Consider the following 12,510-nt stretch of genomic DNA (forward strand, 5'->3'; position numbering starts at 1 on the left):
TCTGGCTGCATGTTTCACTAGGGCGCGGGATCCCGCCGCACATTTGCTTACTTCGGAACAAATCCGTGATCCGGCGTTGAGGACGGCGGCTCAAAGCTTCGGCCGGATAGTCGATCAAAAATCGATCGGCTCCTGACTCTCGAAGAGATACTCCACCGAATCATCAGGACGGACTAGCGACTGGCCCTCGATCCCGGCTTGCTCGCGAATCACCTGTTCCACCAGGTACGCCCACTGCACGATGTCGTGGCTTGTCAGCCCTCCGCCGATGTCGATTCGTCCAAGGCCGTAAGTCACGGTTCCTGGTCGGTCGTCTGGTCTCATCGCGAGCAGCCTCCTGCGCGACTTTCCCCGGGTGACTTGCTCCCAGTGCTCATCGATATCTCGAAGCAACTTGATGTTGCTCTCGTTCGACAGTTCGGGGATATCGGCTCCACCATTGCGTAGCTGATCGACGCACTTCTGAAGCTGCGCCGCCGCGACGAGCAGCGAGTATCGCGCCAATGTCATTCGCCAAATGGAGCCAGTCGTGATGACGCTTGTCCACTCCTCGTGCTGGTCCCGGAGGAGCTCTTTCTCCTGGTCTGACGACTCGTCGAATTTCTTGCGGAACGCTGCATGGAGGTGCGCCGTCAGGTTCTGCTCCTTGACGTCGCGGAGGCGACGTTCAGCCTCGATGACCGCGAACACCCACATGACCGCTGTTGACCGTATTCCGGAATGCCAGGGTTCGTTGGTGGCATCGCATACCTCGCTGGGATGCTCGCTGAGACCTTTCGCGCGACTTGTGACAATCTGTGGCAGTTCTGACCGTTTAACGCAAATCAGGCCCCTCGAAAGGTGGCCTGACCTTGGTGGCAGGTACTGGATTCGAACCAGTGTAGGCGTAAGCCGACGGATTTACAGTCCGCTCCCATTGGCCGCTCGGGCAACCTGCCGCCTAGCAGGCTACAACGAGCGGGTAGACAATTCACAAACGGCTAGGAGCAAGGGAGGAAGGGCGATCGCATGGCGGACTCATCGTTCGACATCGTCAGCAAGTTCGATCGGCAAGAGGTGGACAACGCGCTTAACCAGGCCGCCAAGGAGTTGTCCACCCGGTTCGACTTCCGCGGCACCGACACCACGATCGCGTGGAAGGGCGACGAGGCCATCGAGCTGACGTCGTCGACCGAGGAGCGCATCAAGGCGGCCGTCGACGTGTTCAAGGAAAAACTGATCCGCCGCGACATCTCGATGAAGGCCTTCGACGCCGGCGAACCGCAGGCCTCGGGCAAGACCTTCAAGCTCACCGGCACCCTCAAGCAGGGCATCGACAGCGAGAACGCCAAGAAGGTCACCAAGCTCATCCGCGACGACGGGCCCAAGGGCGTCAAGACCCAGATCCAGGGCGACGAAATCCGCGTCTCAAGCAAGAAGCGTGACGACCTGCAGGCCGTCCAAGCGCTGCTGAGGCAGGCCGACGTGGACGTCGCGCTGCAGTTCGTGAACTACCGCTAGCTTGCACGCACCGGCGGGTCGCGATGACGGATAAGTGTCCGCAGTGCGGTCTCGTCTACGACCTCACGCGGGCCGCGGCCGCCCGGGAGGCCATTAACGAGCGGGTCGGTGCCGCCGTGGCGATCTTGGGCGACCGCGAGGTGGACGTGCGGTCCAGGCGGCAACCCGCGGTGTGGTCTCCGCTGGAGTACGGATGTCATCTGCGCGACATGCTGCTCGTCCAGCGCGAGCGCGTGCTTGCGGCGCTGCGCACGGATCGGCCGGACTGCACCGCGATGGGACGCGACGAGCGGGTGGTGCACGACGGGTATGCCGACCAGGAGCCCGCCGATGTGGCCCGTCAGCTCGGTGACGCCGCACTGATGTTCGGCAACGTGTTGGGCCGCTTGTCCGCCGACGACTGGAACCGCGCGGTTGTCTACCACTTCCCGGAAACCAGCCTGAGGTCGTTGCGGTGGGTCGCCGTGCACACCGTGCACGAAGCACAACATCATCTCGGCGATATCAGCAACCAGATGTGATTCGTCGGGTCCGCTGAGCCAACCAACCAGTCGGTCCTACGCTAGTGACGAGTCCCACACCGCAAGCGAGGTTCACGATGACCGTGACTCCCCAGGAGGCCAGCGGCCGCCCGCCGGCCGAGGCCGGCAACTTCGACGTCATCATCGTCGGCGCCGGGATCTCCGGTATCGGCGCGGCCTACCGGATCGCCGAGCGCAACCCCCGCATGACGTACGCAATCCTGGAGCGCCGCGAGCAGATCGGCGGCACCTGGGACCTGTTCCGGTATCCCGGTGTGCGTTCCGACAGCAGCATCTTCACGCTGTCGTTCCCCTTCGAGCCGTGGACCCGGAAGGAAGGCGTCGCCGACGGCGAGCACATCCGCGAGTACCTGACGGCCACCGCACGTAAGTATGGGATCGATCGCCACATCAAGTTCAACAGCTACGTCCGTTCCGCGGACTGGGATTCGGCGACCAACACGTGGACAATCACCGTCGAGCAAGGCGGCGCCCGCACGGTTTACCGCAGCAAGTTCGTGTACTTCGCCTCCGGCTACTACAACTACGACGAGGGCTACACCCCGGACTTTCCCGGCATCGAGCAGTTCGGCGGCACCGTCGTCCATCCCCAGCACTGGCCCGAGGACCTGGACTACACCGGCAAGAAGATCGTGGTGATCGGCAGCGGTGCCACCGCGGTCACCTTGCTCCCCTCGCTGTCGGAGCGGGCCGCAAAAGTGACGATGCTGCAACGCTCGCCGACGTACCTGATTTCGGCGCCCAAGTACAGCAAGATCACCACGGTCGCACGTGCCCTGTTGCCCCGCAAGGCTTCTCATCGCGCTATCCGGATGTACAACGCATTGACCGAAGCCGTGTTCTTCTTCATCTCCCGCAAGATGCCTGGCTTGATCAAGCAGCTGCTGCGACGCAAGGCGGTCGATAGCCTGCCCGACGGATACGCCGTCGACGTCCACTTCAAACCGCGATACAACCCGTGGGATCAGCGGATGTGCCTGATCCCCGACGCCGACCTGTACAACTCGATTGCCGAGGGCGGCGCCGAGGTCGTCACCGATGAGGTCGACCATGTCGACGCCACCGGTATCGCGCTGAAATCCGGCACCCACCTCGACGCCGACATCATCGTCACCGCAACCGGCCTGCAACTGCAGGCGCTGGGCGGCGCCGCGATCAGCCTGGACGGCGAAAAGGTCGATCACCGACAGCGTTTCGTCTACAAGGCGCACATGCTCGAAGACGTGCCCAACCTGTTCTGGTGCGTGGGCTACACCAACGCGTCCTGGACGCTGCGGGCCGACATCACGGCGCGTGCCACAGCCACACTGATGGCGTACATGGCTTCTCACGGCTACGCCCATGCCTATCCACACCGCGGCAACGAGCCGATGGCCGAGAAGCCTTCCTGGGATATCAACGCCGGCTACGTGAAGCGCTCGGCGCACGAGCTACCCAAGTCGGGCACCAAGCGGCCGTGGAATGTGCGGCAGAACTACCTCGCCGACGCCCTCGATTACCGGTTCGACCGCATCGAGGAGGCAATGGAATTCGGCCGGGTTTCCGACCGGGCGCCGGTAGCGGGCTAGTCTTCGTGAACCGCTACTAAATGTGAGGTTTCGGCAATACGCTGAAACGTATGGCAGCCGAGAAGCGCGAACCCAAAGTCGTTGTCCTTGGAGGCGGTTCCTGGGGAACCACCGTGGCGTCCATCTGCGCGCGCCGGGGGCCGACGCTGCAGTGGGTGCGCTCCGAGGAGACCGCCAAGGACATCAACGAGAATCACCGCAACTCCCGCTACCTCGGCGACGAGGTCGAACTGAGCGACACCCTGCGCGCCACCAACGATTTCGCGGAGGCCGCCAACTGCGCCGACGTCGTGATCATGGGTGTCCCCTCGCACGGGTTCCGCGGTGTGCTCACCGAACTCGGTAAGGAATTGCGCCCCTGGGTGCCGGTGGTGTCGCTGGTCAAGGGGCTCGAGCAGGGCACCAACATGCGGATGTCGCAGATCATCGAGGAGGTCCTACCCGGTCATCCGGCGGGCATCCTGGCGGGACCGAACATTGCGCGCGAGGTGGGCGAGGGCTATGCCGCCGCGGCCGTGCTGGCCATGCCCGACCAGCATTTGGCCACCCGGCTAGCAGCCTTGTTCCGCACCCGGCGCTTCCGCGTGTACACCAGCGACGACGTCGTCGGCGTCGAGATGGCCGGAGCGCTGAAGAACGTCTACGCCATCGCCGTCGGGATGGGATACGCGATTGGCATCGGGGAGAACACCCGCGCGGCGGTAATCGCCCGCGCCCTGCGCGAGATGACCAAGCTGGGTGTGGCACTAGGCGGCGACGCCGAGACTTTCCCCGGCATGGCCGGTCTGGGCGACCTGATCGTCACCTGCACCAGTCAGCGCAGCCGCAACCGCCACGTCGGCGAGCAACTCGGCGCGGGCAAGCCGATCGACGAGATCATCGCGTCGATGAATCAGGTCGCCGAAGGCGTCAAGGCCGCCAGCGTGATCATGGAGTTCACCAACGAGTTCGGGTTGAGCATGCCGATCGCCCGCGAAGTCGATTCGGTGATCAACCACGGCTCGTCGGTCGAGCAGGCTTATAGCGGCCTGATCGCCGAGGTCCCGGGGCACGAAGTGCACGGCTCCGGGTTCTGAAGCCCGCTAGTCGAGCCCGAAAATCCCTGCGCCGCTCGGCAATTCACGACCACTGAGCTTTTGAACGACCCACTGGTTCATCGAGACACATTGCTCGAGGGCCTCGCGGGCTAGGCGCGCGTGCAGTTCCCGTGACGTCCTGACCACGAACGTTCCGCTGTATCTGCGTTCGCTCAGGGGTGCGGGCGCCGGTTGGCCGAACTCCTGCATTTCGACCAGTTTTTGATCGACGGCCGCCGTGATCGCGACGAGCGCGTCATGCGCGGTGCGGGCGCGCTCCAGCAGGTACGGCAACTCGATACACACGCCGATGTAGTCGTCGCAGTCGCGCGACCACTCCACCCGGTAGGTGTAGTGGCTCACGCAGAAACTGGTAGCACAACGCGGTCAATTTCGGCAGTCATACCTGGGGAGAACTGTGGTCGGCCGCTGCGGACCATGCGGTTGTCTACAAATCCGATAGCGCATGCGATATCGAAAACGAGAATGCACGCATGGTCCTGACAACTCCTAGGCAGATCGGAAGCGCAGCGCCACGCCGTTCATGCAGTAGCGCAGACCCGTGGGCTGGGGGCCATCGTCGAAGACGTGGCCGAGGTGGCCGCCGCAACGGCTGCAGAGCACCTCGGTGCGTGCCATGCCCCCTCCGTTGTCCGACTGTTCGAGTACCGCGCCGCCCAAGGCTTTCCAGAAGCTGGGCCAGCCGGTGCCGCTGTCGAACTTGGTGGTTGACGAGAACAGGTCCTGTGCACAGCCCGCGCAGCCGAAGGTTCCGGACCGGTGCTCATCGTTCAGTGGACTGCTGTAGGGCTGCTCGGTGGCCGCCGTGCGAAGCACGGCGTACTGCTGTGGCGTCAGAAGTTGCCGCCATTCGGCGTCGGTGTGAGTGACCTCGAATGTTTTGGGCGGGGTGCCCGGCGCACCGGCCGCGATGGAGGCAGTCAGTGCGCCACACCCGACGAGCGCGCCGAAACCCGCGGTGCCGAGCAGCATCCGCCGCCGGGTCAGTGCTGGCACGAGTGCGGTGGTGTCGAAGCAGTCATCTTTCCCACCATAGGCCGATCACGCGGTGCGTCGACCGGCTTTGATCGCACCTGCGATAGCGACTGCGTCAGCCCCGCGCCATTTCTTCCAGTCGGCGGATGCGGTCCTCGATCGGTGGGTGCGTCGAGAACATCGAACCGATGCGCTCACCCGCACGGAACGGGTTGGCGATCATCAGATGCGCCTGGGTGGCCAGCCGCGGCTCGGGCGGCAACGGGGCCACCTGCACGCCGCCGGAAATCTTGCGCAGGGCCGACGCCAAAGCCAGCGGGTCGCCTGTCAGCAGCGCACCCGACTCGTCGGCCTGGTACTCGCGGGACCGCGACACGGCCAGCTTCACCACCGTGGCCGCGATCGGGCCCAGCAACGAAACCAGCAGCAGCGCAAAGGGATTCTCGCCATCGCGGTTGCCACCGAACATGCCGACCCACAGTGCCATGTTGGCCAGGGCAGTGATCACCCCCGCCAGCGCGCCAGCCACACAGGAGATCAGGATGTCGCGGTTGTAGACGTGCGATAGCTCGTGGCCCAGGACGGCGCGCAGCTCGCGCTCAGTGAGGATGTCCAAGATGCCGGTAGTGCAGCAGACCGCGGCGTTACGCGGGTTGCGTCCGGTGGCGAACGCGTTGGGTGCGTTGGTGTCGCTGATATACAGCCGGGGCATCGGCTGATGGGCGGTGGTGGCCAGCTCGCGCACGATCCGATAGATCATCGGCGCCTGAAGCTCGGAAACCGGCTGCGCGTGCATCGCCCGCAATGCCAGCTTGTCGCTGTTGTAGTACGTGTAGACGTTCATGCCGATGGCGAACAGCACCGCCAGCCACATCATGGTCGGTCCGAACAACCGGCCGACGAACACGATCATCGCGGACATACCGGCCAAGAGGAGGAAGGTCTTCAGCCTGTTGGCATGGGGATGCCAGGTCATCGTGCCCTCCTTGAAAAGACTTAGACACTCGTTACTGCTGACTGACGTCAATTGAACGCCCGGGATGACCTTCCGGGTTCCAGGACCCGCTATCCGTGCCGGCTGATCGTGTAATCGACCAATGCCTCCAGCGCGTGCCGGCCGGCGACATCGGGCAAAAGGGCCAGCTCATCGCGGGCTTTGGCGGCGTACTGCGCCAGAAATTCCTTGGCCTGGGCCATGCCCGGCGACGCCCGCAATAGCGTCAGCGCCTCGGCCACCGCGTCGTCGTCTTCGACGGGCCCGCTCAGCAGCTCGCGCAGCCGGTCGCCGTCCGGCCCGGGTTGACGCAGGGCGTAGACCATCGGCAGGGTGTGCACTCCCTCGCGCACGTCGGTACCGGGCAGCTTGCCCGACTCATGGGAGTCGCTGTCGATGTCGATGATGTCATCGGAGATCTGAAATGCGGTGCCGACAATGCCGCCGACCCGGCTCAACCGGGCGACCTGATCGTCGTCGGCACCGGAGAACATCGCACCGAACTGGCCGGCCGCGGCGATCAGGCAGGCGGTCTTCTCGTACACCACCTTCAGATAGTGCTCGACCGAATCCACACCGTCGGCGACGCCGCGGGTCTCGCGCATCTGCCCGGTGACCAACTGAGCGAACGTTTCAGCGATGAGCCGCACCGCGTCCGGCCCCAGCCGCGATACCAGCCGCGACGCCGTGGCGAAAAGGTAGTCACCGGCCAGGATCGCGACGTTGTTACTCCAGCGCACATTGGCGGTCTGAGCGCCGCGGCGGACCTCCGCCTCGTCCATCACGTCGTCGTGGTAGAGCGTGGCCAGGTGCACCAGCTCGATGACCGCGCCGGCGATCGTCACCTCCACCGCGTCCGGGTTGGGGCCGATCTGCGCGGACAGCACGGTGAACAACGGCCGGAACCGCTTGCCGCCGGCCTTGAACAGATGCATCAGCGAGTCGGTCATGATCTCGTCGGCGCTGCGCAACTCGACATCCATGAGCTGCTCAATCTTGTCGACGCCGTCGCGCACCGTGGTAGCGAACGCGGCGTCGCCGAAGTCAACGCCCGCCACCACCGTCGCCGGAGTACTCACGCGACCAACATACTGGTGGGCGTGGACGCAAAGGCCTCCGGAGCCGACGTGGTGGTCGTGGGCGCCGGACCCGCCGGTTCGGCGGCGGCCGCCTGGGCCGCTCGCGCCGGTCGCGACGTACTCGTCGTCGACTCGGCGAGCTTTCCCCGCGATAAGCCCTGCGGCGACGGGCTGACACCGCGCGCGGTCGCCGAGCTGGAGCTGCTGGGGCTCGGCGAGTGGCTGGATACCCGCATCCGGCATCGGGGACTGCGGATGAGCGGGTTCGGCGGCGAGCTGGAAGTGGATTGGCCCGGCCCGTCCTTCCCGTCGACCGGCAGCGCGGTGGCCCGCCTCGAGCTGGACGACCGAATCCGCAAAGTCGCCGAGGAATCCGGGGCGCGCATGCTGCTTGGAACCAAAGCGGTTGGTGTGCACCATGACTCATCGAGGCGGGTGACCTCGGTGCTGTTGGCCGACGGCACTGAGGTGGGATGCCGCCGGCTGATCGTGGCCGACGGGGCCCGCTCTACGCTGGGCCGCAAGCTGGGCCGGCGCTGGCATCAAGAGACGGTGTATGGCGTCGCGGCCCGCGGGTATCTGACCACCCCGCGCAGCGAGGACCCTTGGCTGACATCGCATCTGGAACTCCGCTCCCCCGACGGCGCCGTGCTGCCCGGATACGGCTGGATCTTCCCGTTGGGCAACGGGGAGGTGAACATCGGCGTCGGAGCGTTGTCGACGTCGAAGCGGCCGGCCGACCTGGCGCTGCGACCGCTGATCTCCTATTACACCGACCTGCGCCGCGACGAGTGGGGCTTCACCGGTGAGCCGCGGGCAATCTCGTCGGCGCTATTGCCGATGGGCGGCGCGGTTTCCGGGGTGGCCGGGCCGAACTGGATGCTGATCGGTGACGCCGCGGCCTGCGTCAACCCGCTGAACGGCGAAGGCATCGACTACGGGCTGGAAACGGGGCGGCTGGCCGCCGAGCTGCTGGACATGGCCGACCTGTCGAAGCTGTGGCCGTCGCTGTTGCAGGACCACTACAGCCACGGATTCTCGGTCGCGCGCAGGCTGGCGCTGCTGCTGACCTTCCAGCGGTTCCTGCCCGCGACGGGACCCCTCGCGATGCGGTCCACCACGCTGATGACTATCGCCGTGCGGGTGATGGCGAACCTGGTCACCGACGACGACGCCGACTGGGTGGCGCGGGCGTGGCGTGGCGGCGGCCGGTTCTCGCGGCTCATCGATCGTCGAACGCCGTTCAGCTGAGCCAACTTTGCGTCGAGCGGAAGGACCTCGCCACAGACCAAGGAGCGACTCATGGACACGCCGGCGACCATCACCGGAGAGGACGTCAGCCCGGAAGAGCAAGCGATCCGCTACGAACTGACGACCCTCGCCTTTCATCTGCCGAATGCCCAGTCGGCCAAGTCGGGCATCGACGGCTGGCTGGATGCCCCCGCGGCCAGGGGCCGACTGGTCGGCTGCTGGGAGGCCGAACACGGGGTGCTCGGCCGGGTGTATGTGCTGCGCGAGTTCGACGACGAACGGGAGCTCGCAGCCGAGCGCGGGCGTGCCGCCCGCAGCTCGCGCCCCTTCGGCGCCGGCGAACATCTCACCGACCTTGCGATGCACGCTTATGCCCCGTTTCCCTTCATGCCGCGGATCATGACCGGCCACTTCGGCTCGGTCTATGAGATCCGCGACTACCACCTGCTCCCCGGAGGGCTGCCGGCGACCATCGAGGGGTGGCGCATCAAGCTCCCCGGACGTCACCTCGTCGACCCAATCGCGATCGTCATGTACGCGCTCGATGGACCCGCCCGGATCGTCCACATCTGGCCTTTTGCCGGACTCGACGAGCGCGTTGTCGTCCGCCGTCGCCTCGTCGCCGAGGGGATGTGGCCTCCCCCCGGCGGACCCGAGCACATCGCCGAGGCCACTTCGACGATGGCCTGGCCGCTGCCCGGTTCGCCGCTGCACTGAGCTGAGCCAACTTTTCACCGGCAATCCAACATGCGCACAATATCAACTTCATTGACATGTATCAGGGTGGTTGATATATGCTGGGAGCATGACTCAGCCAACTGATTTCGAGTTTGAAACGGCTTACCGCGGCGAATCCGCCCAGTTCGGTGCGGGAGTGCGCCCGCCCTGGAGCATTGGCGCCCCGCAACCTGAGCTGTCCGCGCTGATCGACCAGGGCAAGTTCCACGGCGACGTGCTCGACGTGGGCTGCGGGGAGGCCGCGATCTCACTGGCACTGGCCGAGCTCGGCCACAACACCTTGGGACTGGACCTCTCGCCCACCGCGATCGAGCTGGCCCGTCGCGAGGCCGAGAAGTGGGGCCTGACTAAAGCCACCTTCGAGGTCGCCGACATCAGCTCATTCAGCGGACATGACGGCCGATTCGGCACGATCGTCGACAGCACTTTGTTCCACTCCATCCCGGTCGAGGCACGCGAGGGCTACCAGCAGTCGATCAGCCGTGCCGCCGCTCCTGGCGCCTCCTACTTCGCCCTCGTCTTCGACAAGGAGGCCGCGCCGGAGGGCCCGATCAACGCGGTCACCGCCGACGAGCTGCGTGACGCGGTGTCCAAGTACTGGGTCGTCGACGAGATCCGGCCGGCCCGCATCTTCGCCAACCTGCCGGACAACTCTCCCGAGATGCCGTTCGTCGGAGTCCGCGACGAATCCAACGGTCTGAAGTCGGTCAGCGCCTGGCTGTTGACCGCCCATCGGGACTGAGTCATCCGTGAGACCGAGCCGTTATCGAGGTGTATAGTCCGGCTAATGAGGGGTACCAAGCTGCTTACCAGCTTCGCCATGGCGGCAGCCGCAATTGCGCTGGCCACGCCCGCGCAGGCCGATCCGCCGCCGACGCCCAGGACGCCGTCGCCGCCCAGCGACTACGACGCTCCATTCAAGAACACCGTCAACGGCTTCGGCATCTACCAGCCGCAGGACCAGCTCGCGTGGCTGGGCAAGATCACCTGCGACCGGTTGGGCAGGGGCGTGGACCACGACGCCTACGCGTCGGCCAACTTCATCCAGCACAACCTGCCGCGGGGCACCAGTCAGGGTCAGGCGTTCCAGTTCCTCGGTGCGGCCGTCGACCACTACTGCCCGGACCAGGTGGGCGTCGTGCAGGCCGCCGGCAATCACCCGAATTAGTCCTCAGCGCAGGGGCTTATGCCCCGCATGTAGGGCCACGATTCCGCCGGTCAGGTTGCGCCACCGCACGCCCGACCATCCTGCCTGCGTCATCTGCTCCGCCAGTGCAGCTTGATCGGGCCAGGCCCTGATCGACTCGGCGAGATACACGTAGGCATCGGGGTTGCTCGACAGCGTCTGTGCGACCCTAGGCAGCGCCCGCATCAGATATTCCTTGTAGGCGGTGGCGAACAGCGCGTTGGTGGGCGTGGAGAACTCACACACCACCAGTCGGCCCCCCGGCCGGGTGACACGCGCCATCTCACGTAGTCCCGCCTGCGGGTCGGCCACGTTACGCAGCCCGAAACTGATTGTGACGGCATCGAATACGCCGTCGGCGAACGGCAGCTTGGTGGCGTCGCCCGCGACCTTCGGCACCTTACGTGCACCGCCCGCCGCCAGCATCCCGACCGAAAAATCGGCCGCCACACACCAGGCCCCGGATTTCTCCAACTCCACGGTGGACACCGCGGTGCCCGCGGCCAAGTCGAGCACCTTGTGGCCGGGCCCGATCCGCAGCGCCGAGCGGGTGGCCCGGCGCCAATAGCGGTCCTGGCCCAGTGACAGCACGGTGTTGGTCAGGTCGTAACGACGGGCGACGCCGTCGAACATCGACGCGACCTCCCGGGGATCCTTGTCCAAGGCCGCACGACTCACGACGAAGACGCTACCCGGCCCAATCCCGCCGGTACGGGAATGGTGCGCCGACGCACGCGTTACACAACGGCGTGAGCGAAAAAGTTTGGTTTATCACCGGTACATCACGTGGGTTCGGACGCGAGTGGGCGATCGCCGCGCTGGAGCGGGGCGACAAGGTCGCCGCCACCGCCCGCAACACCGCATCACTGGACGATTTGGTCGCGAAGTACGGCGACGCGTTGTTGCCCATCGAGCTGGACGTCACCGACCGCGAAGCGGATTTCGCGGCGGTCAAGCAGGCTCATGACCATTTCGGGCGGCTGGACATCGTGGTCAACAACGCCGGCTACGGCCAGTTCGGGTTCGTCGAAGAGCTGTCCGAGCAGGACGCGCGCGATCAGATCGAGACCAATGTGTTCGGTGCACTGTGGGTCACCCAGGCGGCGTTGCCGTACCTGCGTGCGCAGCGCAGCGGCCACATCATCCAGGTGTCGTCGATCGGCGGCATCACGGCGTTCCCCAACATCGGGATGTATCACGCGTCCAAGTGGGCGCTGGAGGGCTTCTCGCAGTCGCTGGCGCAGGAAGTGGCGTCGTTCGGAGTGCACGTCACCTTGATCGAACCCGCCATTTTCAGCACCGATTGGGGCGGTTCCTCGGCTAGGCACGCGACTCGGTTGCCGGCTTACGACGAGGCGCATGCCGCGGTGGACGCTGCGCGCAGTCAGCGGGGGGCCAAGCCCGGCGATCCGACAGCTTCGCCGGCCGCGCTGTTGAAGGTGGTCGACGCCGAGCAGCCACCGCTGCGGGTGTTCTTCGGGGCGTCGCCGCTGCGGACCGCAAAGGCCGACTACGAGAGCCGGTTACGTACCTGGGAGCAGTGGCAGCCGGTCGCCGAGCTCGCGCAGGGCTAGCGGCGC

At 65.6% G+C, this 12,510-nt stretch carries 15 protein-coding genes and 1 tRNA gene; 9 read left to right on the forward strand and 7 right to left on the reverse strand.

The annotated features are described in order from the left end of the window. Window positions 1–114 precede the first annotated feature (114 nt). Both ACTXG5_RS02000 and ACTXG5_RS02005 read right to left on the reverse strand, forming a co-directional pair. Complete coding sequence (locus ACTXG5_RS02000; protein WP_445162103.1) at window positions 115–696, reverse strand: hypothetical protein; 582 nt, start codon at window positions 694–696, stop codon at window positions 115–117. A gap of 156 nt (window positions 697–852) precedes the next feature. Beyond that, window positions 853–938 (reverse strand) — tRNA-Tyr (locus ACTXG5_RS02005). A gap of 70 nt (window positions 939–1,008) precedes the next feature. Here ACTXG5_RS02005 and ACTXG5_RS02010 point away from each other — a divergent pair. The 4 genes from ACTXG5_RS02010 (at window position 1,009) to ACTXG5_RS02025 (ending at window position 4,686) form a co-directional block, all read left to right on the forward strand. Then, the gene (locus ACTXG5_RS02010) at window positions 1,009–1,500 is read left to right on the forward strand and encodes a YajQ family cyclic di-GMP-binding protein (protein ID WP_445162104.1); all 492 of its coding nucleotides are present in this window, start codon (window positions 1,009–1,011) and stop codon (window positions 1,498–1,500) included. Between the two features lie 23 nt (window positions 1,501–1,523). Then, window positions 1,524–2,021 (forward strand): DinB family protein, encoded by a 498-nt coding sequence (locus tag ACTXG5_RS02015; RefSeq protein WP_445162105.1) that lies wholly within the window; start codon window positions 1,524–1,526, stop codon window positions 2,019–2,021. A gap of 77 nt (window positions 2,022–2,098) precedes the next feature. After that, a complete protein-coding gene (locus tag ACTXG5_RS02020) occupies window positions 2,099–3,610 on the forward strand; it encodes a flavin-containing monooxygenase (RefSeq protein WP_445162106.1) in 1,512 nt (503 codons plus the stop codon). Window positions 3,611–3,660: 50 nt separating this feature from the next. After that, on the forward strand, window positions 3,661–4,686 hold the full coding sequence (locus ACTXG5_RS02025) for an NAD(P)H-dependent glycerol-3-phosphate dehydrogenase (RefSeq protein ID WP_445162107.1): 1,026 nt from the start codon (window positions 3,661–3,663) through the stop codon (window positions 4,684–4,686). A gap of 6 nt (window positions 4,687–4,692) precedes the next feature. Here the strand turns inward: ACTXG5_RS02025 and ACTXG5_RS02030 are convergent, their stop codons facing one another. The 4 genes from ACTXG5_RS02030 to grcC1 form a co-directional block, all read right to left on the reverse strand. Beyond that, the gene (locus ACTXG5_RS02030; RefSeq protein WP_445162108.1) at window positions 4,693–5,049 is read right to left on the reverse strand and encodes a type II toxin-antitoxin system HicB family antitoxin; all 357 of its coding nucleotides are present in this window, start codon (window positions 5,047–5,049) and stop codon (window positions 4,693–4,695) included. Window positions 5,050–5,196: 147 nt separating this feature from the next. Beyond that, on the reverse strand, window positions 5,197–5,679 hold the full coding sequence (gene msrB / locus ACTXG5_RS02035) for a peptide-methionine (R)-S-oxide reductase MsrB (protein ID WP_445164230.1): 483 nt from the start codon (window positions 5,677–5,679) through the stop codon (window positions 5,197–5,199). A gap of 118 nt (window positions 5,680–5,797) precedes the next feature. Continuing rightward, window positions 5,798–6,658, reverse strand: coding sequence for a zinc metalloprotease HtpX (gene htpX / locus ACTXG5_RS02040; RefSeq protein WP_445162109.1), 861 nt, complete (start codon window positions 6,656–6,658; stop codon window positions 5,798–5,800). A gap of 89 nt (window positions 6,659–6,747) precedes the next feature. Then, complete coding sequence (gene grcC1, locus ACTXG5_RS02045) at window positions 6,748–7,755, reverse strand: nonaprenyl/(2E,6E)-farnesyl/geranylgeranyl diphosphat synthase (protein WP_445162110.1); 1,008 nt, start codon at window positions 7,753–7,755, stop codon at window positions 6,748–6,750. Between the two features lie 21 nt (window positions 7,756–7,776). Here grcC1 and menJ point away from each other — a divergent pair, with 21 nt between their 5' ends. From menJ to ACTXG5_RS02065, 4 genes are all read left to right on the forward strand, one after another. Continuing rightward, window positions 7,777–9,006 carry a menaquinone reductase gene (gene menJ, locus ACTXG5_RS02050; RefSeq protein ID WP_445162111.1) on the forward strand — a complete coding sequence of 410 codons (1,230 nt, stop codon included), beginning with the start codon at window positions 7,777–7,779 and terminating at the stop codon, window positions 9,004–9,006. Window positions 9,007–9,057: 51 nt separating this feature from the next. Beyond that, complete coding sequence (locus tag ACTXG5_RS02055) at window positions 9,058–9,723, forward strand: NIPSNAP family protein (protein WP_445162112.1); 666 nt, start codon at window positions 9,058–9,060, stop codon at window positions 9,721–9,723. Between the two features lie 88 nt (window positions 9,724–9,811). Continuing rightward, window positions 9,812–10,486, forward strand: a complete 675-nt coding sequence (locus ACTXG5_RS02060; RefSeq protein ID WP_445162113.1) for a class I SAM-dependent methyltransferase — start codon at window positions 9,812–9,814, stop codon at window positions 10,484–10,486. Between the two features lie 45 nt (window positions 10,487–10,531). Beyond that, complete coding sequence (locus ACTXG5_RS02065) at window positions 10,532–10,912, forward strand: DUF732 domain-containing protein (protein WP_445162114.1); 381 nt, start codon at window positions 10,532–10,534, stop codon at window positions 10,910–10,912. 3 nt (window positions 10,913–10,915) lie between these two features. On the opposite strand, the gene ACTXG5_RS02070 is transcribed toward ACTXG5_RS02065, so the two are convergent. Further along, the gene (locus tag ACTXG5_RS02070) at window positions 10,916–11,608 is read right to left on the reverse strand and encodes a demethylmenaquinone methyltransferase (protein WP_445162115.1); all 693 of its coding nucleotides are present in this window, start codon (window positions 11,606–11,608) and stop codon (window positions 10,916–10,918) included. Window positions 11,609–11,679: 71 nt separating this feature from the next. Between ACTXG5_RS02070 and ACTXG5_RS02075 the strand changes: the two genes are divergently transcribed. After that, on the forward strand, window positions 11,680–12,504 hold the full coding sequence (locus tag ACTXG5_RS02075; RefSeq protein ID WP_445162116.1) for an SDR family oxidoreductase: 825 nt from the start codon (window positions 11,680–11,682) through the stop codon (window positions 12,502–12,504). The last annotated feature ends 6 nt before the right edge of the window (window positions 12,505–12,510 follow it).

The organism is Mycobacterium sp. Dal123C01 (assembly GCF_052566995.1).

Coding starts and splice junctions, on each gene's coding strand:
- ACTXG5_RS02010 (WP_445162104.1), top strand. CDS start 1,009: ATGGCGGACTCATCGTTCGACATCGTCAGCAAGTTCGATCGGCAAGAG.
- msrB (WP_445164230.1), bottom strand. CDS start 5,679: ATGCTGCTCGGCACCGCGGGTTTCGGCGCGCTCGTCGGGTGTGGCGCA.
- ACTXG5_RS02055 (WP_445162112.1), top strand. CDS start 9,058: ATGGACACGCCGGCGACCATCACCGGAGAGGACGTCAGCCCGGAAGAG.
- ACTXG5_RS02065 (WP_445162114.1), top strand. CDS start 10,532: ATGAGGGGTACCAAGCTGCTTACCAGCTTCGCCATGGCGGCAGCCGCA.
- ACTXG5_RS02000 (WP_445162103.1), bottom strand. CDS start 696: ATGTGGGTGTTCGCGGTCATCGAGGCTGAACGTCGCCTCCGCGACGTC.
- ACTXG5_RS02025 (WP_445162107.1), top strand. CDS start 3,661: ATGGCAGCCGAGAAGCGCGAACCCAAAGTCGTTGTCCTTGGAGGCGGT.
- ACTXG5_RS02060 (WP_445162113.1), top strand. CDS start 9,812: ATGACTCAGCCAACTGATTTCGAGTTTGAAACGGCTTACCGCGGCGAA.
- ACTXG5_RS02015 (WP_445162105.1), top strand. CDS start 1,524: ATGACGGATAAGTGTCCGCAGTGCGGTCTCGTCTACGACCTCACGCGG.
- htpX (WP_445162109.1), bottom strand. CDS start 6,658: ATGACCTGGCATCCCCATGCCAACAGGCTGAAGACCTTCCTCCTCTTG.
- ACTXG5_RS02020 (WP_445162106.1), top strand. CDS start 2,099: ATGACCGTGACTCCCCAGGAGGCCAGCGGCCGCCCGCCGGCCGAGGCC.